Here is a 17,813-nt window from a genome sequence, read left to right on the forward strand (position 1 = left end):
TTGGTGGGTAAGAGATTTGCCTGCTACGGCGACGCTGGTTGCGCGCTGCCGATGGGTCCAATGTAGGAGCAAAGCCTTCTACGCACTAGGGTGATGAATGGCGCTTTACTAAAAACCAAAAGTTGATAATAAACGCCGAATGGTGTGGCGGCTGATCAGCGCTTCCGATAGGCGGCGGCAACAAAGTCGATAAAACGCCGAACACGTACGGGGATGTGGGTGCGATGGGGGTAATACATGTACAGACCGACATTGCTGCTGTTGTGCTGCGGAAGCAGTGCAACGAGACGACCGGCATCCAGGTCATCGGAAATAAGATAGGCGGATATCTGACCAATGCCGATGCCAGCGCGGACCGCTTCGATTTCCGTTTCCACATCGTTAAATGTGGCAACAGCAGGGACATCCATATAGATGAGGTTTCCGTCGACTATCAGCTCCCACGGAACTACCCGGCCGGTAGCGGGCCTTCGAAAGCCGGTACATTGATGTCTTAGCAGATCCTCGACGGACCTGGGCTGCCCGAACTTCGCTAGGTACTCCGGTGCCGCACAAATCACCGAGATGAGGTCGCTCAATTTTCGCGCCACGAGATTTGCTCCCGGGCTGGTGCCTGCGCGAAAGCCAACATCAATTTTCGATTCAACGAGATCGGTAAACAGGTCACTTACAACGACATCGAACGTGATTGCCGGATAGTGAGAGCGAAACTCGTGGATCAGGGGCACAAGCGCGCGGACAGCCACAGAATGCGGGGCGGTTACGCGCACCATGCCGTCGTCTTCGCTCTTGCTGCTACGCACCTGCTCGAGCGCCTCGTCGAGCTGCCGCATGCCAGGATCCGCAAGTTCGAACAGCCGGGCGCCTTCGGTCGTCAGGCTCAGCTTGCGCGTCGTACGGTGAAGCAACCGCACGCCGAGATCCTCCTCAAGGGTTCGTATGGCCTTGCTGACGGCTTGTGGTGTTACGCCCGCCTCGACCGCCGCCTGTGCAAAGCTCTTTGCGCGTACCACTCCCAGGAATAATGTCAGTACACGCGCCTTGTCCATGATTTACAACTATGGGTTGTGAATGAGTAGTAATGGTAAGGCTAGTCAACCGCAATTGTCCTGCTTAATATCTGTGTCATTGCCCGAGACAGCCACATGTGGCAAAAGGGCCACTAGGATGCTGAGGTTCTTCCCATCGACGATTGAGAATTTCTCAATTCTGTCAAAAGGCTCTGTTTCATGGATCGATTACCTCCCCTCAATGCGTTGCGTGCCTTCGAAGCAGTGGCCCGACGCCTGAGCATTACCGTAGCCGCAGAAGAGTTGCACGTAACACCAGGCGCGGTTAGCCGTCAGATTCGTACACTGGAGGATGCCCTCGGCATTCCGCTGTTGGTGCGCGGGCACAGGCAGATATCACTGACCCGTGCTGGCGAGGACTACTATCGGGCCGTCACGAAATCCATGGATGGATTGCGCGAGGCCACGATGCGTATCACGCGGCGCAAAAAGCGCGCCCAGCTCAAGGTACGGGCATACACCACCTTTGCCATGCGCTGGCTGATTCCTCGACTGTCGAGCTTTCACGCGGCCAATACAGGAATCGAGGTACTGCTTACGGCGTCGCTCGAACCAGTGGATTTCCGAAAGGAAGATATCGATGGTGCGATTCGGCTTGGCGACGGCAAATGGAACGGCACCAAGGCCTATCGGCTGGTTTCCAATGTATTAGTGCCCGTATGCAGCCCTGAGTTGGCGAAGAAGGTCCGCAAACCAACAGATCTGCAGCGACAGGTCCTCCTACACTCGATTGCGCGTCCTGATGACTGGGCACACTGGCTCGCCGCCGCAGCGGCGGACCAGGCTGTCGACCCGCACAGTGGCATGACATACCAGAGCTCAGCAATGGCTTATGCCGCGGCACTGGAACGTCAGGGATTCGCCATTGCTCAGCAATTCCTTGTCGCCGACGATCTGGCAGCCGGCAGGCTGGTCGCCCCATTCCGCCAGACGGTAGACATGGGGGACTTCACGTACTACCTTCTTACTCCCGCGGACCGTGAGGAAAGCGCCAGCATGACAACGTTTCGGAAGTGGCTGCTGGCACAATTCGGTGACGCAACGCCCGCACAAGGCGCAGACCAAGCCGGTCAGTCAGAGCCGGGGGCGTCGAAACCGAAAAAACTACTAAAGGCAGCAACCGGCTCGCGGCGCGTGCAAAGGTGATTTTCCGGGGCGCTGAGGTCGGGGAATCCGAGTGACATGCCGCATACCAGAAGCTCCGTCGCCGGAATTCCCAGTTGCTGCCGAATCGGACGGTGATAGCGCGCGAACGCCTGCTGCGCGCAAGTTCCAAGCCCGTGGCCAGTCGCCGCCACCATCACCGCATGCAGAAACGCGCCGAGATCAAGCCAGGCCGCCTGCGCATGATCTCGCTCGATGGTGAAGAATAGGCCGACCGGTGCGCCGAAGAAGGAGTAGTTTCTTGCATACTGTCGCGCCATTGCAACCGTGTCGCCCTTGGCGATGCCCAACACTCCATAAAGCGCCTTACCGATTTCACGCCGCCGCTCGAGATAAGGTTCACGCCAGACCGGCGGATAGTAAACGTATTCTTCATGGTGGCCCTCGCCGCCAGAGAGGTGCAGGGCAACAAGTTCAGAGCTGAGCCGGTCACGCGTTTCGCCGGTACAAGCATAGACCCGCCATGGCTGGGTGTTCGACGCACTCGGGCTTCTCGACGCATCGGCAAGGATGGCCTCGACCGTACGCTTCGATACTGGCGTGCGAAGAAACGCGCGCGTACTTCTCCTGGCATGAAGCGCGGCAAGGATATCCAGACGTTGCATCTGGCTATCGATCACGGCGTGACCTCGTCTTCCCTCGCTGGCGTGGCTTCGCCACAGCGGATGATTCGTCGCTTACACAGCGCAGTGATTTCGCCCTCCAAATATCCAAGTTCGCGCAGGACGCTGGCGGTGTCCTGCCCACAGGCTGGCGCCGGCCGCATCGCCTGGCTATTGCTGGCGCCACTGCTAATCGGGAAGCCAGGCATGCGGATGGTACCGAGCGTGGCATGGGGAACTTCGGCAAGCATGCGGTTGGCCTCTACCTGCGGGTGCCTTACCACATCGGCATATGTTGCGACACGTGCGCATAGGATGTCGGCGGATCGCAGGACTTCCAGCCATGCATCAGTGCTTCGGGTAATAAAGACCTGCGTCAACGCCTCCACCATCGCTTCCCGGTTTGCGACGCGCAGCGGCGACGTCGCGAAGCGCGGCTCGTCGATGAGCGCGGGCAGGCCGAGCGTTTCGCAAAGCCGACGCCAGCGATCGGGCATATAGGCGGCGACCATAATCCAGCCGTCGGCGGTCCGGAATGCCTGGTTTGGCGCGGAGTACGGCGCGGCACTGCCGGCACGCACGGGAAGCTCACCATCGGCCAGGTAACTCGCGAGGGACGATTGCTGCAGGGCAAGCGCGGTGTTCAGCAGGTTGACATCGAGATAGCCGCCCCGGCCGTCGTGACTGCGCTGCGCAAGTTTGGCGAGGATGCCGACCACAGCCACATAGCCTGTCATCACGTCCACAACAGGCGCCTGCACCTTGCAGGGCTCGCTGCCCTCGACGCCTATGAGGCTCATGAGCCCCGAATCCGCCTGCACGATGCCGTCCACGCCAGCTCGGTCTGCATAGGGTCCGCCCTGGCCATAGGCGGAGATCGAGCAGTAGATGAGCGCCGGATGGTCCCGAGAGGCCTGTTCGTAGCCGAGTCCCAGCCGCTCCATCACGCCGGGACGCATGCTTTCGACAATGATATCGGCGCCAGCAACCAGGCGGCGTGCGATGGTGACGCCTTCCGGCGCTTTCAGATCGAGCGAGATGCCAAGTTTGTTGCGGTTGAACGCGTGGAATAGCGCGCTGTCGTCGCCAATCCAGCCAGGTCCGAGACCACGTCCCAGTTCTCCATCGAGCGGTTCTACCTTGATCACTTTCGCACCCATGTCGGACATCAGCATGGTGGCAGTTGGCCCCGCACCGATCTGCGTGAAATCTATCACTGTCAGGCCTTCCAAAGCACTGCGCAACATCGTCATCACTCCCTGGTTATGCGAGACCGGCTGAACGTGCCCTGAGCTGTGGCAATCCGCTCCCCCGCCTCCGTCAGCAGTTCGGCCGAAGAAAAATAGATGCGGCGCCCCGCGCGGGTCACCGAGCCAACGGCGCGCAGCCGGCCTGCGCGCGCCTTGCCGAGGTAGCTGACGGTAAGCATGAGCGTGACAGCTTGTCCGAGCGTGCCGTCTTCCTCCTGGAGGCCGGCATAGCCGCAGGCCGCGTCGAGCATCGTCGCGCTGACGCCGCCTTGCAGCGTGCCCTGGCGATTCAGGTGCCGCGGTTGAACATCCAGTTCGAACGTGCAGTGGCCGGGGCTGACGCTGGTCAACTGAATGCCAAGCGAGTCCAGAAGCGGATTGTCGCTGACGCGATTCACAGGGCCACCTTGATGTTGTTCTCGGTAATGACACGCTGCCAGCGCGCCATCTCGCGACCGATATACGTCTTGAGCTCTGCGGGCGTGGAGCCCTTGGCCTCGAAGCCTTGCTTCGCGAACTGCTCTTTCACCTCGGGGGATTTCAGCGCAGCCAGTAGCGCCCGGTTGATCTTGTCAACCACGGCTGGCGGCGTCCTGGCCGGCGCCAGCAGGCTGTACCAGAGTTCAGCGTCGTAGCCCTTCAATCCGGCTTCGGCAAATGTCGGCAGGTCTGGCATCAACTGTGTGCGGCGCTGGCCGGCAATGCCGAGTGCACGGAGCTTGCCGGCACGCACGTACTGGATGGCTGAGGCGAACGTGGCAAATGAGACTTGCACCTGTCCGCCCAACAGGTCTGTGATTGACGGACCGGTGCCTCGATAGGGAACGTGCAGCAGTTCAGTCTTATTGAGCCTTGCAAACACTTCACCTGCAAGGTGCTGTGGCGTTCCCGGGCCGGGGCTGCTGTAACTGACCTTGCCTGGGTTCGCTCTGGTGTAGTCGATGAACTCTTTCAGGGTCTTGTACGGCTGATCGGTGTTGGCTACCAGCATGATAGGCACCGACGCGATCAGCCCAACCGGTTCAAAATCGCGCTCGATCCGGAACGGCACTTTCATACCGAGGTACGGGTTCATAGTCACCTGACTCGAGGCGATGACCAGCGTATAGCCGTCAGCCGGTGCATGTGCCACGAAGTCGGCGCCGAGATTGCCACCGGCGCCAGGCTTGTTCTCGATCACGACGCTCTGCCCAAGCTGCTGGCTCATCTTTGGAGCGATCAGGCGGGCGAGGATGTCGTTGCCGCCACCGGGCGAGAACGGTACGACCAGGGTGATCGGTTTCGCCGGATAAGCGGTTTGCGCGATGGCCGGGGCGCTCGTGCCGATTGACATCATCGAAACCGCGCAGGCGAGTGCCGCGCCTGCAAAACGTGACAGCATGATCATGGTTGTCTCCAAATTCTAGGTATGCTTATGAGGTGTTTGCTGGTTTCCGCGGCGCTTGGCTAGCGACCAGCAAAGCGCGGCTGCCTTTTTTCGGCAAAAGCCTTGCGGCCTTCGATGCGGTCGGCCGTGTCTCGCAACACTCCCCAGTAAAGTTCGGTCAGTTCCTGAGCGTCCGCCTCGCCTAAATGAGCGGTTTGGCGCGACAGCTTCTTGACGGCTTGCACAGCCAATGGCGCGTTACCCGCGACCTTGTGCGCAAGCACGAGCGCTCGGTCGAGCAGTTGGTCTGGCTCCACTGTTTCCGAGACGAGCCCGAGGCGCTGGGCTTCGACGGCGCCGATCCGCTCGGCGGTCATCACCATCTGCATTGCATGAGCGGACGGAATGGCTTTAAGTAGGCGATGCAAGCCAGATACAGCAGGAATCGAGCCAACGGCAACTTCCGGTAGCCCGAACGTGGCATTGGTGGATGCCAGACGCAGGTCGCACTGCAGAGCAATTTCGAGCCCCGCGCCCAGGCAGTGACCATTGACGGCCGCGACCAGCGGCTTCCAAAAGAGCAGGCCGGATAGGTCCATCATACGGATGTAAAGGCCGAGATCGGCGGCTGCCTCCGGAGCATGGAACAGTGCCTCCGGGTAGGTGGCCGACGAAGTCTGCGTTCCCTTGAGGTCGGCCCCTGCGCAGAATGCGCGCGTACCAGTGCCGGTAAGAATGGCCACGCGAAGATCGTCGCGGTCTCGGATCTCGGCCAAGTGTTCGCGCAATTCGCGTAGGGTGGGCACATCAAGCGCGTTTAGCGCCTCGGGGCGGTCAATGGTAAGGACGGCCACGGGCCCGTCGACATTCAGGTGCACGGTCATGACGGCTCCTTACACGCTGGGGGACGATAGACTGCGGCCGCCGCAAACATAGAGCGTCTGGCCCGTTACGTACGAGGCCGCTGGGGCCAGGAAAAAGCTCACGGCATTAGCGATGTCCTCCGCCGTGCCAATGCGCTTGGCGGGAACCGACTTCTTGAGCCTGTCCTGCACATCGGGCTGGAAATTGCGGAACAGCGGGGTATCGACGATGCCTGGCGCCACGGCGTTCACAGTGATGCCCTTCGCCGCAAACTCGATCGCCAGCGACCGTGTCAGACTAACCACACCACCCTTGGCCGCCGAATAGTTGGCCTGTCCGAATCCGCCCAGCCACGCCCGGGACGAGATATTGACGATGCGGCCGTAGCCGCGCTCGACCATGCCCAGCAGTGCGGCGCGACAGCACAGGAACTGGGAGCGAAGGTTCGTGTCGATCACCAGGTCCCAGTCGTCGTCCGTCATGTTCAGGAAACGCATGTCCCGTACGGCGCCGGCATTGTTCACGAGGCCATCGATACGGCCCAAGGACGCGGCGACGTGCTCGAAAGCGGCGTTGACTGCTGCCGAGTCTGTCAGGTCGACCGTGACGCCGATTGCCTGCTTGTCCGCGCGGATAAGCCCCTCAACCGCGTCAGCCAGCGCCCCGGCGTCGCGGTCGAGCAGCGCTACTGCCATGCCCTGCTCAGCCAGATGCGTTGCAATGCCCAGGCCGATGCCGCGCGCGGCCCCGGTAACCACGGCCACTTGCCGCAGATCAGTGAAAGGCGCTCTCATCTCAGACTCCCAGCAGGTGAACCGACGAGGCCGCATGATCGACGCCCGCGATGCCACCGCCCGTGCATTGGGTTAGGCCGACGCGGGCGCCCGCTACCTGACGACTGCCGGCGCGGTCCTGCAGGTGCCACATGACCTCCACCATCTGTGCGATCCCGGTTGCTCCCAACGGATGTCCCTTCGCCAAAAGCCCGCCACTCGGGTTCACTGGCACACGACCACCGAGTTGGGTGGCGCCGGAACGGAGCAGGGACACGGCCTCACCATGTGAGGCAAGGCCCAGCGCTTCGTAATAGAGCAGTTCCGCGATGGTGAACGCGTCGTGCAACTCAACGACATTCACGTCCTGAGGGCCAAGTCCCGCTTGCTCATAGGCCTGACGGGCCGCGCGAGCGGTGATCTCGGCGTGGAGGATGTCGTCGTCGGCCTGTTCGCGCATGCCTGAGACAACCACCGAGGAAAGCACCTTGACCGGCTTTGCCTGTGTGGGGCGGCGCGTGGTCAAGACCACGGCGGCCGCGCCATCCACTTGTGACGGGCAGCACTGCAGTAGCGTCAGCGGATCCGCGATCATGCGCGAGGCCAGAACCTCTTCCACGGTAGTTTCCGTGCGCTGTTGCGCGAATGGATTCAGTGAGCCGTTGTAGCGGTTTTTGACAGCAACCGTTGCCAGGTCTTCGCGCGTGGCATCGCGCTCGTGCAGGAACCGCGTGCCGCGCATAGCGTAGACGGCAGGCAGGACCATTCCGGCCTTCGCGTAGAGATCCGTCTTGTGGTCGTTGCGTTGCAGCGGGATGGTTCCGCCGCCGAGTGCGGTCAGTTGTTCGATGCCGACCACGAGGACCGTGTCGTATTGCTGAGCCAGCAACGCATGACGAGCCAGATGCACACCGGTCGCACCACTGGCGCAGGCATTCTCGACGTTGTAGACCGGAACGCCGTGCATGTCCAGATCGCGCACGATAAGCTGACCGAGAATCATGCCGCCGAGCACGTTGGCACAGTAGACCGCCTGGATGTCGCGGATCGACACACCTGCGTCGTCGACGGCTTTCAGGATTGCCTCTTGCGCGAGCTCCGGGGCCAATACGCCCGGATGGCGGCCAAAGGGGGTCATCGCGCCCCCGGAAATGTAGATATCCTGCATGACGACCCTTTTCAATCTTGAATGGCGTGGAATACGTAGCCGAACGTTTCGTCGGGCCGCGGAACATAGCGATCGCCGATCGCTGGCTGATCCTTGCCAAGCAAACGGCCGAAGATTCGTACCGGACCTTCAAAGTCGACGTAGCCCAGCGCATACGGCGGCAGCCCAGCCTTGGGCGCGGGGTGAATCACGGTAAAGCTATAGACCGTGCCGACACCCGCGACAGATACGGTGGCATGGCGCGATGCCAGCGGCGAGTTTTCAGGCACAGCAGGGAACACCCATTCATTGGTGCACTGGTCTCGGGACGCGAGCAAGACAGGAAGGGTGTCGGAACTCCATAGCTCAGAGGACGGCGTTGACATGAATGTCTCCTTTGGGGATTAGGTATGGCGATGCCATGAGCGAATAATGGCGGACCGACACTGGGCCGACAAACGAGAAATCCGGCTCAAATGATTGAGTTTTTCTCAATCGTAAAGAGGTGACTAGCGCCTTGTATCGGTACTGCGGCAACGGACAGCGGCCGCTCTTACCGAGTCGGAAAGAGTGGCCGGTGGACACTGAATCAATAAGTCGACCGAATTCGAACCTACGGGCCGACAACGGTCAGATGCCCTCGGTGAACGAATCGGGCGTGCCGATGCGGGCACCATCGGTGTACGGGTCGTATGCGCCGACGCGCGAGCCGTCTACGAATACATCGAACTTCCGGGCGGGCGACGCCGAGACGCTTGTGCGGTCCATGCCGGCCACCACGACATCGGCAGCGTGGGCGTAGCCGCCAGGCAGCGCGGCGCCAATGGTCAACGTCATTGAGGCAATAACAACCGTGCGGGCGAATTCGGAAATCATGATCAGCTCCTTAATACTGGTAAGAGAACACTCGTTTTGCGGCTAATCGGGGATGCGTCGCCGTTGGGAGCAATGTAGGAGCGCTCGGCTCATTGCACTAGGCTGATGAATGAGGATTGAATAGCAACTTGCAGTTGTGAATAAAATGACGAAAACCAAAGGGAAAGAAGGTGTAGCCAAGTCGCATTGACAACCGGCTGTTGGTGCTAAGCCAAGCGCCGGTCGCCTAGTTGAGGACTTCGGCTCTGTCTACCATGGGCATCAAGTTGATTCCATTGGGAGCGAGACCATGAATGCCCTGATCGTTTATGCACATCCTGAGCCGAAAAGCATGAATAGCGCGCTGAGGGACGCCGCAATGCGGGCCTTGACCGACGCTGGCTGGCGGGTGGAGGTCTCTGACCTCCACGCTCAGAATTGCCGCGCTGCGGCAGGATGGGAGGACTTCACCCATCCCGCATCTCCGGATCGTCTTGGCTACGCCCATGAACAGCACTACGCGTCGGAAGGCGGTCACTACTCGGCCGACATTCTTGTTGAACAGGAGAAGGTCCGCCGAGCGGATCTGATCATCTTTCAGTTTCCGCTCTGGTGGTACGCGGTGCCGGCGATCCTGAAGGGATGGGCTGACCGGGTGCTGGCCAAGGGTTTTGCTTATGACGACCAACACATGTTCGAGTACGGCCTGCTGCGAGGCAAGCGGGCCATGTTGTCGTTCACGACCGGCGGTACGGCGGCAGAACTGATGGCGGATCGCAAACACACCGGCACCGTGGATGAGTTCATGCGACCGTTCGCTGGCGGAGTCCTGACATTTACGGGCATGCAGGTGCTTCCGCCGTTCATTTCCTACGCTCCAGCTAGCCTGGACGACAACCGGCGGCGCTCGCAGATACTACAGTACGAGCACCGGGTTTATTCAGTCGCTACACGTCTGGCTGGGGCAAGAAACCAAGGTGCCTTGATATCGGCGGAAACGGCAACAAGATCCACGAGGTCAACCCGCACTGGAGCGGCGCGCATTATCGGTTGAGAGAAACTCAACCTTGCTTGCCCAAAAAGTCGTTTGTGGACGGCTCCCCTTCATACATAGGATGAGCAAAAACACATTCGGGCTGCCTGGGAGCCTAGACAAATGGAATTACGGCGCCTTAAATACTTCGTCCGCATTGTGGACGCCGGCAGCATCACGAAGGCCGCGAACACCCTTGGCATGGGGCAGCCTGCGCTGAACCAGCAAGTCGCATGGCTTGAGAATGAGCTCAGGGTCAGGCTTCCTCACCGGAAGCCTTATGGCATTGAGACCACGGCGGCCGGTACGGAGCTATATCGCCATGCCCGCATTCTGGTCCGTTGGGTGGATTTGCTGAAGCAGGCAATAGAACGACCCAATATGGATCTCGAGGGAACGGTATCCATAGGCATGCCGCCATCGATCACCGACGCCATTGCGTTTCCAGTGCTTATGGAAGCGTGGAGCCGAAGTCCACCATGCGCACGGGCTAATCGCCAGACTAGGCGTTCAAGAACACGCGGCACTGCTCTTATCCACCCTTCGGGGCCCGGTATCGGGTCTTCATCCACCAACCACTGAGGTAATACCATGTCGACTAATACTGAACTCCGTCCGCCGCTTCCTCCTTTTACACGCGAAACCGCCATCGAAAAAGTGCGCTTGGCCGAGGATGGCTGGAACACCCGCGACGCTGCCAAAGTGTCTCTCGCGTACAGCATGGATACGCGCTGGCGCAACCGTGCTGAATTCCCAAACGGCCGCGATGAAGCCCGAGCGTTTCTTGAGCGTAAATGGTCGAAGGAGTTGGAGTACCGCCTCATCAAGGAGCTGTGGGCGTTCACAGATAACAGGATTGCCGTGCGTTACGCCTACGAATGGCGTGACGACACCGGCAACTGGTTCCGATCCTATGGCAATGAGAACTGGGAGTTCCGCGAGGACGGTCTGATGGTAAATCGCTACGCTTGCATCAATGATTTGCCAATCAAGGAAGAAGAGAGGAAGTTCCATTGGCCGCTCGGCCGCCGTCCGGATGATCATCCCGGCTTGTCGGATCTCGGCCTCTAATAGCTAGGCTGCTCGTATCGCTTCGATTGGAATCACTCGGGGAAGCAAAGGCAAAGGTGAGGCAGTTTCTGCAATGGCCTCCCGAAGCTCGCAATGAGGGCGCAACCCCGCTCCCCCAAGCCGTCGGCTTGACTTACCGCCGCGGGCCAACCGGCGCTGAGGGTCACTGATCCGAATGGATGACTGCTGCCAGCGACTTACCGGTAGGGATTGGGCCATCCGCCAGCCGAACCGCTCCAGCACGTTTGGACGCATCCGTTGCTGACGGCGCAACAAGGTCCGCCTGACCAACGGCTTGCCGACGGGGATGATTGTTAGAGCGAGAATCGCCGGGCTCCCTCACCCTCTCGCGCGCAGCGATGCCGCACCGCCCAGATCGTACCCACCAGGGTGTATTGCCCGGCCGTCCGTACAGTTGTCGTGCACCGATCGAGCACTGCATCGTCGGGGAACATCGAGAGTTCGGCACCACAACCTAAAGTCACGGTGATTTCCAGGGCTGAGCCCATCGCCATGGCTTGCTTCAATCTCGCCGCGAGGCGACGCTCGACAGCGGATTCCCCTGTCTTCGAAGCGCCGGCCTCATCTCTACAAAGATGTCTCAGCATGGCCCGAATTCGGTGAAGCAGGTCGGCAGGCGTGCATCTCATGACTGCGTGGCTGATGCCCACGCCCTCTGCCCATTCATTCGCGTCCTTGCGCGTCCCCCGCCTTGGACTGGTTGAGCGCCCTTCGCATACGTCCATCTTCACCAAGCTCTCGTCGGGGACCTGTACCGCCCGAATCAATCCCACTCTACTTCACGCAGGCGCGCTTCGACTTCGACCAGAATCCCGGAGCACGCCTCGCGCATCTCCTCTTCTCTGCCTGGCGGGATCCAGGTCGATTCGACATCAGCGATAGTGCCTCTGCACTCGCGCGCCCCCTGCACATCCGAGACATGCTGGGCGACGGCGCTTGAGATCGCCTTCGCCGCTTGCAGTCCTTTGAACATCATTAGCGCCACCGCCTCCATGGCGACGCCCCGAACAACTTCGCTGCGCAGGTCCGGTTCCGCATGCCAAGTATCGTTGCCCATGGTCGCTCTCAAAATATCCTTGACGTCTAACGCGTCTAGTCGATAAACGCGTTGGCCTGTTTGATGACCGGCGCCCATCGGGCGATCTCGTTTCGCAACTGCAGTGACAGTGCGTCGGGAGTAGCGCGGTCAGGCGTTACAGGGATCGCACCGAGCTTCAGCATCCCTTCGCGGAAGGTCGGATCATTGACTGCATCCTGCAAGGCCTTGACCAGCTTTGCGACGACCGGCTTGGGCGTGCCTTTGGGCGCATAGACGCCATGCCAGACTGTCACTTCAAACTCCGCCAGTCCCTGCTCGCGCAGGGTCGGTAGCTTTGGCAGTGCGGCCAGCCTCAAAGAGGTCGTGCTTCCGTAGGCTTTCACTCGGCCGGTGTTGATCGGTTGGAGCGTGGTCGTCACCTGATCACACAGCAGGTCGACCTGCCCGCCTTGAATATCAACCATAGCCGGCGCAGCACCCTTATACGGAATGCTCGTCATTGCGGAATGGAGTTGGCTCATGAGCATCAATCCACAGAGGTGTGACGCCGTGCCGATTCCCGCGTTGGCAAGATTGATCTTCCTCTGATTCGCCGAGATGTAAGCGCGTAGTTCGTTGAACCCGTTGGGCGCGAGAGTCGGACGCGCAACCAGTGTCATCGGAACATCGGCAACGAGCCCGATGTACTCAAAATCCTTCGTTGGGTCAAACCGAAGCGTTTTTGTCAGCGCCGGCAAGGTGGCCATGCCGACGTTATGAATCAGGAGCGTATAACCATTGGGCTCGGCACGCGCAACAACCTCCGATCCTACGATCCCTCCAGTACTTGCACGGTTCTCTACGACAACCGATTGCCCCAGGGAGCGCCCCATTGCGGCGCTCAGGTGACGAGCCACAACGTCTGTCGGACCGCCCGGCGAGAACGGCACTACCAATGTCAGTGGCCGGGACGGGAATGACTCCCCGAACGAAGCACTGCAAACCACCAACCAACCGATGAGAATTGCCATGACGTACCGCATACCCTGTCTCCTTGCGTCATACTCTTTGTGTGATGACTAATGTCCCATGATCTTCAGTCGTGGCTTCTCATGGTGACAAATTCCTCCGCGACGCTGGGGTGAAGTGCGACGGTTCGGTCGAACTCACGCTTCGTGATGCCCCGCTGTAGCGAGATCGCGCCCATCTGAATGATTTCCGCAGCATCACGCCCCAGCATATGCATACCCACGACACGGTCACTCTGCTTGTCAACGACAAGCTTCATCATGACGCGCTCAAGGCTCCTCGCCAGCGAAGCTCGCATTGGCCGGAAGTTCGTGAGGTAGACCGTGATCTCGGGAAACGTCGCACGTGCTTGCTGCTCAGTCATTCCCACGCTAGCAATCTCTGGCGTGGTGAAGACTGCTGTCGGCGTCAATCCGAAGTCGGGCGGACAAGACTGGGACGCCCCGAAGAGCGACTCGGCGAGCCACTGTCCTTGCCGTATGGCCACCGGAGTCAGGTTCAACTGCCCGATCGCATCCCCAATGGCATATACCCCCTCCACCGACGTTTCATACCGACCATTTACAACGATGGCGCCGATTTGGTTCAGCGAAAGTGCCCCCCCTGCCGTGGTGGTGTTTGGCAACCGGCCTGTCGCATTCAGGACAAGGCCACAATCGAAGCGATTGCCGGTTTGATCCGTCACGCGATATCCCTCGGATAAGGCCTCGATGGAACGAACAGAGGTTTTCAATCGAATCTGGATGCCCTGCTCGATGTATGCGGCGGCGACACCGTGCTGTACATCCCCATCGAATCCCCGCAGGACCATCGTGCCCCTGTGCAGTAGCGTGACATCGCTGCCGAGCCCCTTGAGAATGCCGGCAAACTCGAGCGCAATATAGCCACCGCCAATGATCACGACACGAGCGGGCAGATGCGGCAGTTCGAAAACATCGTCCGAAGTGATGCAATGCTCCGCACCAGGCACGTCAAGAGGCGAAGGTACTGCACCGGTTGCCACCACAATCTTGTCAGCTAACACCGTTCGGCCAGATGCGAGCCGCACACGACCACTGCCCTCCACCGCTGCACTCTCATCAAAGATCGTGACCTGGTTGTTATCCAGACCTTTCCGGTACAGTTGCTCGAGCCGGCCCACTTCCCCGGCTATGCTGTCGCGAAGCACGCCCCAGTTGTGGCCTTTGGTTTCCAGGTTCCATCCAAAGCCAATCGCATCGTTTGCCTCGGCGCGGTAGCGACTTGCCATGACCAAGAGCTTCTTCGGCACACAGCCGCGAATCACGCAGGTGCCGCCTACCCGCGACTGTTCAGCGATCGCAACCCGAGCGCCGAGTGCCGCTGCCGTACGCGCTGCCCTCACGCCGCCAGAGCCCGCGCCAATAACAAATAGATCGAAGGTTTCCATGCTGTCGTCCACTGCAGTCACCGCGCAACTTCAGCTTCGTCCGTTGGTGGCACTGTCTGCGGCTCGAGCAGTCTGTCTCGCACCAGCACACCTTCGGCATACAGTTCGTCGACCTCCCAATCCTCAAGCCCCGCTAAGTCCTTCAGGACCACCTCGTTGTGTTCGCCTAGCAGGTCAGCCTTCAAAGCGGACTCATACTTCCAGGCCGAGAATCTCGCTGGCGGGCCGGGGATCTGGAATTCGCCAACGTAGGGGTCGTGCACCGTGCGCACGATGCCCCGCTCCTTAAGATGGGGATGATTCATAGCCTCCCGCAGCGTGAGAACCGGCGCACAGGGAATCCGTTGTCGCTCAAGTGCTTCCATGGCGGCATCTCTGGACGGGAATGTACAGAGCCACGCCTCCAGAATCTCTTTGAGCTGCTCGTTGTTGTCACGGCGCAGCGCAGCGGTGGCAAAGCGCGGGTCGGTCAACAGGTCATCGCGCCCCAGCGCGGAGGCAACTTGCGCCCATTGGTGCGGAAGTGTCGCCAGCGTGAGATAGGTGCCATCCCCGCATCGATAAATTCCTGTCGGGCCTCCGTCTGGATGCTGCGAGCCGGTGCGCGTTGGCTCATAGCCCTTACGGAGGCTGACGCGCGGAATGGCTACCTCATGCATATTGAAGTAGGTATCCAACAGTGAAGTCTCGATATACTGCCCTTCGCCTGTTCGCTCCCGATGCAGCAACGCGAAGCCAACTGCCATGGCTGCGGCGACTCCGGTTGATGCGTCACCGATGGCCATGGTGATCAGGGCGGGGCCACCAGCAGCCTCACCGATAAGGTCGGTCACACCAGCGTACGCCTGCGCGACATAGTCGTATCCCGGCTTGTTCGCCAGGGCGCCTTTCTGCCCCGCCAGAGAGATGGAGCACATAACAAGGCGCGGATTGATCTCCTTCAGCACGTCATATCCAAGACCGAAGCGATCCATCACGCCAGGCGAGAAGTTTTCGACAAGTACGTCAAACTGCTTGATCATTCTTAGAATCAGATCGCGTGCCTTGTTGTCTTTGAGATTTAGCGCGAGGCTTTTCTTTGAATGGTTGTGCTGAACAAAGTAGGTACTTTGGGAGCAAGGCTTATGCTCTGGCTTCTGACTACGCAAGCCGCCAACACGGGTGCGGTCGCCAAATGGGGCGAGCTCAAGCTTGATGACCTCTGCACCCATTTCCGCAAGAATGCGGGTGCATGTCGGCCCTGCAACGATCTGGGTGATGTCCAGCACGCGGAATCCGGTGAGCATTGGGGTCTTGGTTTGCGACACTGTGTTTACTCCTATCGCGTGGCGAACTGATTCTTGCCAAAGAGGTTGTCCCACCGCTCGCCGCTCGGGTTGGCACCGGTCTTGTCGACCTTCTCGGCGAGCACGGCGATACCGCGCTGAACGGCGGGACGTTCGCGTACCGCCGAGTACCAACGCTGAAGGTGGGGAAAATCGGCAAGGTCCTGGCCTTGCCATTTGTGGGCACGCAGCCACGGATAGGTGGCCATGTCAGCGATGGAGTAATCGCCCGCCAGGTATTCAGAATTAGCGAGACGACGATCGATCACCGTGTAGAGCCGACGTGCCTCGCCTGTATATCGATCAATCGCGTAGTCAATCTTCTCCGGTGCGTACTTGCGGAAATGATGGGCCTGCCCAAGCATTGGCCCCACGCCGCCCATCTGGAACATCAGCCATTGCAGAACCTCGTATCGCTTGCGGACGTCCTGCGGCATGAATTCGTATCCGCATTTCTCAGCCAGGTACATCATGATGGCCCCCGACTCGAACATCGCAACAGACTGTCCGTCAGGGCCGTCATGATCGACAATGGCCGGAATCTTGTTGTTTGGGCTGATCGCCAGGAACTCCGGCGCGAACTGTTGCCCCTTACCGATGTGCACCGGTATGACGTTGTAGGGCTCCCCCAACTCTTCAAGCAGAATGGAGACCTTGTAGCCGTTCGGCGTGCTCCAGAAGTAGAGATCAATCATCTCGGTAAAGTGGCTCGTTACTGATGGAGCCATCTTAGAAACGCCACGATCATGGCGCCAATACTGTGTCCTGCTGGGGGCATGTCAGAAACTTATGGCTACCACAGCCCGGTAGACGCGCCATACAATGAGCCATGGAATTTCGACAGCTTAAGTACTTCGTACGGATCGTCGAGCTGGGGAGCGTGTCCCGTGCGGCCGCCGATCTGTACACCGCTCAGCCGGCGCTCAGCCAGCAAATCGCCAAGCTTGAGGACGAGCTCAAGGTGAAGTTGCTGGCCCGAAGCGCCCGAGGCGTGGTTGCGACGGAGGCGGGAGAAGTCTTCTATCGCCACGCGCGGGCCATGCTGCGGCAGGCGGAGTTGATGAAGAACGACGTACAGCATGCTGGCGAGCATCCTCAGGGAACCGTGTCGGTTGGGCTTCCGACCAGCGCGGCGACAATACTTGCGCCTAGACTTCTCACCGCAGCGGCCAGGCAATACCCGGATATCCAGCTCCAGATCACAGAGAGCCTCAGCGGGCACCTCCAGGAACTGGTTGTGAACGGGCGGATTGAGATGAGTCTCTTGTTTGAGCGGATAGATGGAGCCGGTGCAGTACGCGAGACCAGGTTGGGAGCCCATCTTGAGGTCAGCCCCTTGCTGACGGAGCGCTTATTTCTTCTTTCGCCCCGACAAGAGGACGGGGCGGTACCTGAAGAGATTTCCATCGCAGAAGCGGCAAAGCGGCCACTGATCCTCCCTGGGAGATCCAACATCACGCGCCAGATTATTGACGAGGCATTCGAATCCGCGGGACAACGGCCGGCCGTGTTGGCGGAGCTCGATTCTCTCGTAACGATTCGTGCTGTCGTCGCAAGCGGTGTGGGTTCGACGATCTTGTCGCCTTCGATCCCAGGCGGCACCGAGGGACTCGCCGTCCAGCGAATTTCGGGTGTTGCGCTGCAGCGACGCCTTTCACTTTGCACATTCGACATCATGCCGCTGAGTTCCGCCGCGCGGCGGATCATGGAACTGATCCGTGAAACTGCCCTGACGCTGGTTGCCGAAGGCGCATGGCCCGGGGCCTCGAAGATCGATTAGCTATACGGAATCGCAATACCGTCACCTCAAAGTCCTA

Annotated in this window: 20 protein-coding genes; 5 read left to right on the forward strand and 15 right to left on the reverse strand. The window is 59.9% G+C overall.

Going from position 1 to position 17,813, the window contains the following annotated elements:
* Window positions 1-155 precede the first annotated feature (155 nt).
* Complete coding sequence (locus ACIGJB_RS25745) at window positions 156-1,049, reverse strand: LysR family transcriptional regulator (protein WP_483732805.1); 894 nt, start codon at window positions 1,047-1,049, stop codon at window positions 156-158.
* 180 nt (window positions 1,050-1,229) lie between these two features.
* Here ACIGJB_RS25745 and gcvA point away from each other — a divergent pair, with 180 nt between their 5' ends.
* The gene (gene gcvA, locus ACIGJB_RS25750; RefSeq protein ID WP_483732806.1) at window positions 1,230-2,216 is read left to right on the forward strand and encodes a transcriptional regulator GcvA; all 987 of its coding nucleotides are present in this window, start codon (window positions 1,230-1,232) and stop codon (window positions 2,214-2,216) included.
* On the opposite strand, the gene ACIGJB_RS25755 is transcribed toward gcvA, so the two are convergent.
* The 9 genes from ACIGJB_RS25755 to ACIGJB_RS25795 all read right to left on the reverse strand — a co-directional run bounded on the left by ACIGJB_RS25755 (window position 2,141) and on the right by ACIGJB_RS25795 (window position 9,112).
* Window positions 2,141-2,839 carry a nitroreductase gene (locus tag ACIGJB_RS25755; RefSeq protein ID WP_483734663.1) on the reverse strand — a complete coding sequence of 233 codons (699 nt, stop codon included), beginning with the start codon at window positions 2,837-2,839 and terminating at the stop codon, window positions 2,141-2,143. The two genes, gcvA and ACIGJB_RS25755, sit on opposite strands and share 76 nt — an antisense overlap.
* A gap of 11 nt (window positions 2,840-2,850) precedes the next feature.
* Window positions 2,851-4,083: a CaiB/BaiF CoA transferase family protein gene (locus tag ACIGJB_RS25760; protein ID WP_483734664.1), complete on the reverse strand. Its 1,233-nt coding sequence runs from the start codon at window positions 4,081-4,083 to the stop codon at window positions 2,851-2,853.
* A gap of 5 nt (window positions 4,084-4,088) precedes the next feature.
* Complete coding sequence (locus ACIGJB_RS25765; protein ID WP_483732807.1) at window positions 4,089-4,484, reverse strand: PaaI family thioesterase; 396 nt, start codon at window positions 4,482-4,484, stop codon at window positions 4,089-4,091.
* Complete coding sequence (locus tag ACIGJB_RS25770; RefSeq protein WP_483732808.1) at window positions 4,481-5,473, reverse strand: tripartite tricarboxylate transporter substrate binding protein; 993 nt, start codon at window positions 5,471-5,473, stop codon at window positions 4,481-4,483. The genes ACIGJB_RS25765 and ACIGJB_RS25770 overlap by 4 nt, the downstream gene beginning before the upstream one ends.
* Before the next feature lie 59 nt (window positions 5,474-5,532).
* Entirely contained in the window at window positions 5,533-6,336 is an 804-nt protein-coding gene (locus tag ACIGJB_RS25775) for an enoyl-CoA hydratase/isomerase family protein (RefSeq protein WP_483732809.1), read from the reverse strand.
* Between the two features lie 9 nt (window positions 6,337-6,345).
* Complete coding sequence (locus tag ACIGJB_RS25780) at window positions 6,346-7,110, reverse strand: SDR family NAD(P)-dependent oxidoreductase (protein WP_483732810.1); 765 nt, start codon at window positions 7,108-7,110, stop codon at window positions 6,346-6,348.
* A gap of 1 nt (window position 7,111) precedes the next feature.
* A complete protein-coding gene (locus ACIGJB_RS25785) occupies window positions 7,112-8,257 on the reverse strand; it encodes a thiolase family protein (RefSeq protein WP_483732811.1) in 1,146 nt (381 codons plus the stop codon).
* Window positions 8,258-8,268: 11 nt separating this feature from the next.
* Window positions 8,269-8,622 (reverse strand): Zn-ribbon domain-containing OB-fold protein, encoded by a 354-nt coding sequence (locus ACIGJB_RS25790; RefSeq protein ID WP_483732812.1) that lies wholly within the window; start codon window positions 8,620-8,622, stop codon window positions 8,269-8,271.
* A gap of 244 nt (window positions 8,623-8,866) precedes the next feature.
* Window positions 8,867-9,112 (reverse strand): hypothetical protein, encoded by a 246-nt coding sequence (locus ACIGJB_RS25795; RefSeq protein WP_483732813.1) that lies wholly within the window; start codon window positions 9,110-9,112, stop codon window positions 8,867-8,869.
* 289 nt (window positions 9,113-9,401) lie between these two features.
* Between ACIGJB_RS25795 and ACIGJB_RS25800 the strand changes: the two genes are divergently transcribed.
* From ACIGJB_RS25800 to ACIGJB_RS25810, 3 genes are all read left to right on the forward strand, one after another.
* Window positions 9,402-10,145, forward strand: a complete 744-nt coding sequence (locus tag ACIGJB_RS25800; protein WP_483732814.1) for an NAD(P)H-dependent oxidoreductase — start codon at window positions 9,402-9,404, stop codon at window positions 10,143-10,145.
* Between the two features lie 102 nt (window positions 10,146-10,247).
* Entirely contained in the window at window positions 10,248-10,706 is a 459-nt protein-coding gene (locus ACIGJB_RS25805; RefSeq protein WP_483732815.1) for a LysR family transcriptional regulator, read from the forward strand.
* A 9-nt stretch (window positions 10,707-10,715) separates the two neighbouring features.
* Window positions 10,716-11,195: a nuclear transport factor 2 family protein gene (locus ACIGJB_RS25810; RefSeq protein WP_483732816.1), complete on the forward strand. Its 480-nt coding sequence runs from the start codon at window positions 10,716-10,718 to the stop codon at window positions 11,193-11,195.
* A 784-nt stretch (window positions 11,196-11,979) separates the two neighbouring features.
* Here the strand turns inward: ACIGJB_RS25810 and ACIGJB_RS25815 are convergent.
* Genes ACIGJB_RS25815 through ACIGJB_RS25835 form a run of 5 tightly spaced genes read right to left on the reverse strand, consistent with a single transcriptional unit; the run spans window position 11,980 to window position 16,691 of the window.
* Window positions 11,980-12,273, reverse strand: coding sequence for a hypothetical protein (locus tag ACIGJB_RS25815; protein ID WP_483732817.1), 294 nt, complete (start codon window positions 12,271-12,273; stop codon window positions 11,980-11,982).
* Window positions 12,274-12,308: 35 nt separating this feature from the next.
* Window positions 12,309-13,277: a tripartite tricarboxylate transporter substrate-binding protein gene (locus ACIGJB_RS25820; RefSeq protein WP_483732818.1), complete on the reverse strand. Its 969-nt coding sequence runs from the start codon at window positions 13,275-13,277 to the stop codon at window positions 12,309-12,311.
* A 53-nt stretch (window positions 13,278-13,330) separates the two neighbouring features.
* Window positions 13,331-14,671: a glutathione-disulfide reductase gene (gene gorA, locus ACIGJB_RS25825; protein WP_483732819.1), complete on the reverse strand. Its 1,341-nt coding sequence runs from the start codon at window positions 14,669-14,671 to the stop codon at window positions 13,331-13,333.
* A 17-nt stretch (window positions 14,672-14,688) separates the two neighbouring features.
* The gene (locus tag ACIGJB_RS25830; RefSeq protein ID WP_483732820.1) at window positions 14,689-15,978 is read right to left on the reverse strand and encodes a CaiB/BaiF CoA transferase family protein; all 1,290 of its coding nucleotides are present in this window, start codon (window positions 15,976-15,978) and stop codon (window positions 14,689-14,691) included.
* An 11-nt stretch (window positions 15,979-15,989) separates the two neighbouring features.
* The gene (locus tag ACIGJB_RS25835; protein WP_483732821.1) at window positions 15,990-16,691 is read right to left on the reverse strand and encodes a glutathione S-transferase N-terminal domain-containing protein; all 702 of its coding nucleotides are present in this window, start codon (window positions 16,689-16,691) and stop codon (window positions 15,990-15,992) included.
* A gap of 134 nt (window positions 16,692-16,825) precedes the next feature.
* On the opposite strand from ACIGJB_RS25835, the gene ACIGJB_RS25840 reads away from it, so the two are divergent.
* Window positions 16,826-17,776, forward strand: a complete 951-nt coding sequence (locus ACIGJB_RS25840; protein ID WP_483732822.1) for a LysR substrate-binding domain-containing protein — start codon at window positions 16,826-16,828, stop codon at window positions 17,774-17,776.
* Window positions 17,777-17,813 lie beyond the last annotated feature (37 nt).

It is taken from the genome of Cupriavidus sp. C2SS-8b (assembly GCF_057073745.1).

What these genes read in the sequence shown, in the direction of transcription:
- ACIGJB_RS25745 (WP_483732805.1), bottom strand. Translation starts at nt 1,049, where the DNA reads ATGGACAAGGCGCGTGTACTGACATTATTCCTGGGAGTGGTACGCGCA.
- gcvA (WP_483732806.1), top strand. Translation starts at nt 1,230, where the DNA reads ATGGATCGATTACCTCCCCTCAATGCGTTGCGTGCCTTCGAAGCAGTG.
- ACIGJB_RS25755 (WP_483734663.1), bottom strand. Translation starts at nt 2,839, where the DNA reads ATGCAACGTCTGGATATCCTTGCCGCGCTTCATGCCAGGAGAAGTACG.
- ACIGJB_RS25760 (WP_483734664.1), bottom strand. Translation starts at nt 4,083, where the DNA reads ATGTTGCGCAGTGCTTTGGAAGGCCTGACAGTGATAGATTTCACGCAG.
- ACIGJB_RS25770 (WP_483732808.1), bottom strand. Translation starts at nt 5,473, where the DNA reads ATGATCATGCTGTCACGTTTTGCAGGCGCGGCACTCGCCTGCGCGGTT.
- ACIGJB_RS25775 (WP_483732809.1), bottom strand. Translation starts at nt 6,336, where the DNA reads ATGACCGTGCACCTGAATGTCGACGGGCCCGTGGCCGTCCTTACCATT.
- ACIGJB_RS25780 (WP_483732810.1), bottom strand. Translation starts at nt 7,110, where the DNA reads ATGAGAGCGCCTTTCACTGATCTGCGGCAAGTGGCCGTGGTTACCGGG.
- ACIGJB_RS25785 (WP_483732811.1), bottom strand. Translation starts at nt 8,257, where the DNA reads ATGCAGGATATCTACATTTCCGGGGGCGCGATGACCCCCTTTGGCCGC.
- ACIGJB_RS25790 (WP_483732812.1), bottom strand. Translation starts at nt 8,622, where the DNA reads ATGTCAACGCCGTCCTCTGAGCTATGGAGTTCCGACACCCTTCCTGTC.
- ACIGJB_RS25795 (WP_483732813.1), bottom strand. Translation starts at nt 9,112, where the DNA reads ATGATTTCCGAATTCGCCCGCACGGTTGTTATTGCCTCAATGACGTTG.
- ACIGJB_RS25800 (WP_483732814.1), top strand. Translation starts at nt 9,402, where the DNA reads ATGAATGCCCTGATCGTTTATGCACATCCTGAGCCGAAAAGCATGAAT.
- ACIGJB_RS25805 (WP_483732815.1), top strand. Translation starts at nt 10,248, where the DNA reads ATGGAATTACGGCGCCTTAAATACTTCGTCCGCATTGTGGACGCCGGC.
- ACIGJB_RS25810 (WP_483732816.1), top strand. Translation starts at nt 10,716, where the DNA reads ATGTCGACTAATACTGAACTCCGTCCGCCGCTTCCTCCTTTTACACGC.
- ACIGJB_RS25815 (WP_483732817.1), bottom strand. Translation starts at nt 12,273, where the DNA reads ATGGGCAACGATACTTGGCATGCGGAACCGGACCTGCGCAGCGAAGTT.
- ACIGJB_RS25820 (WP_483732818.1), bottom strand. Translation starts at nt 13,277, where the DNA reads ATGCGGTACGTCATGGCAATTCTCATCGGTTGGTTGGTGGTTTGCAGT.
- gorA (WP_483732819.1), bottom strand. Translation starts at nt 14,671, where the DNA reads ATGGAAACCTTCGATCTATTTGTTATTGGCGCGGGCTCTGGCGGCGTG.
- ACIGJB_RS25835 (WP_483732821.1), bottom strand. Translation starts at nt 16,691, where the DNA reads ATGATTGATCTCTACTTCTGGAGCACGCCGAACGGCTACAAGGTCTCC.
- ACIGJB_RS25840 (WP_483732822.1), top strand. Translation starts at nt 16,826, where the DNA reads ATGGAATTTCGACAGCTTAAGTACTTCGTACGGATCGTCGAGCTGGGG.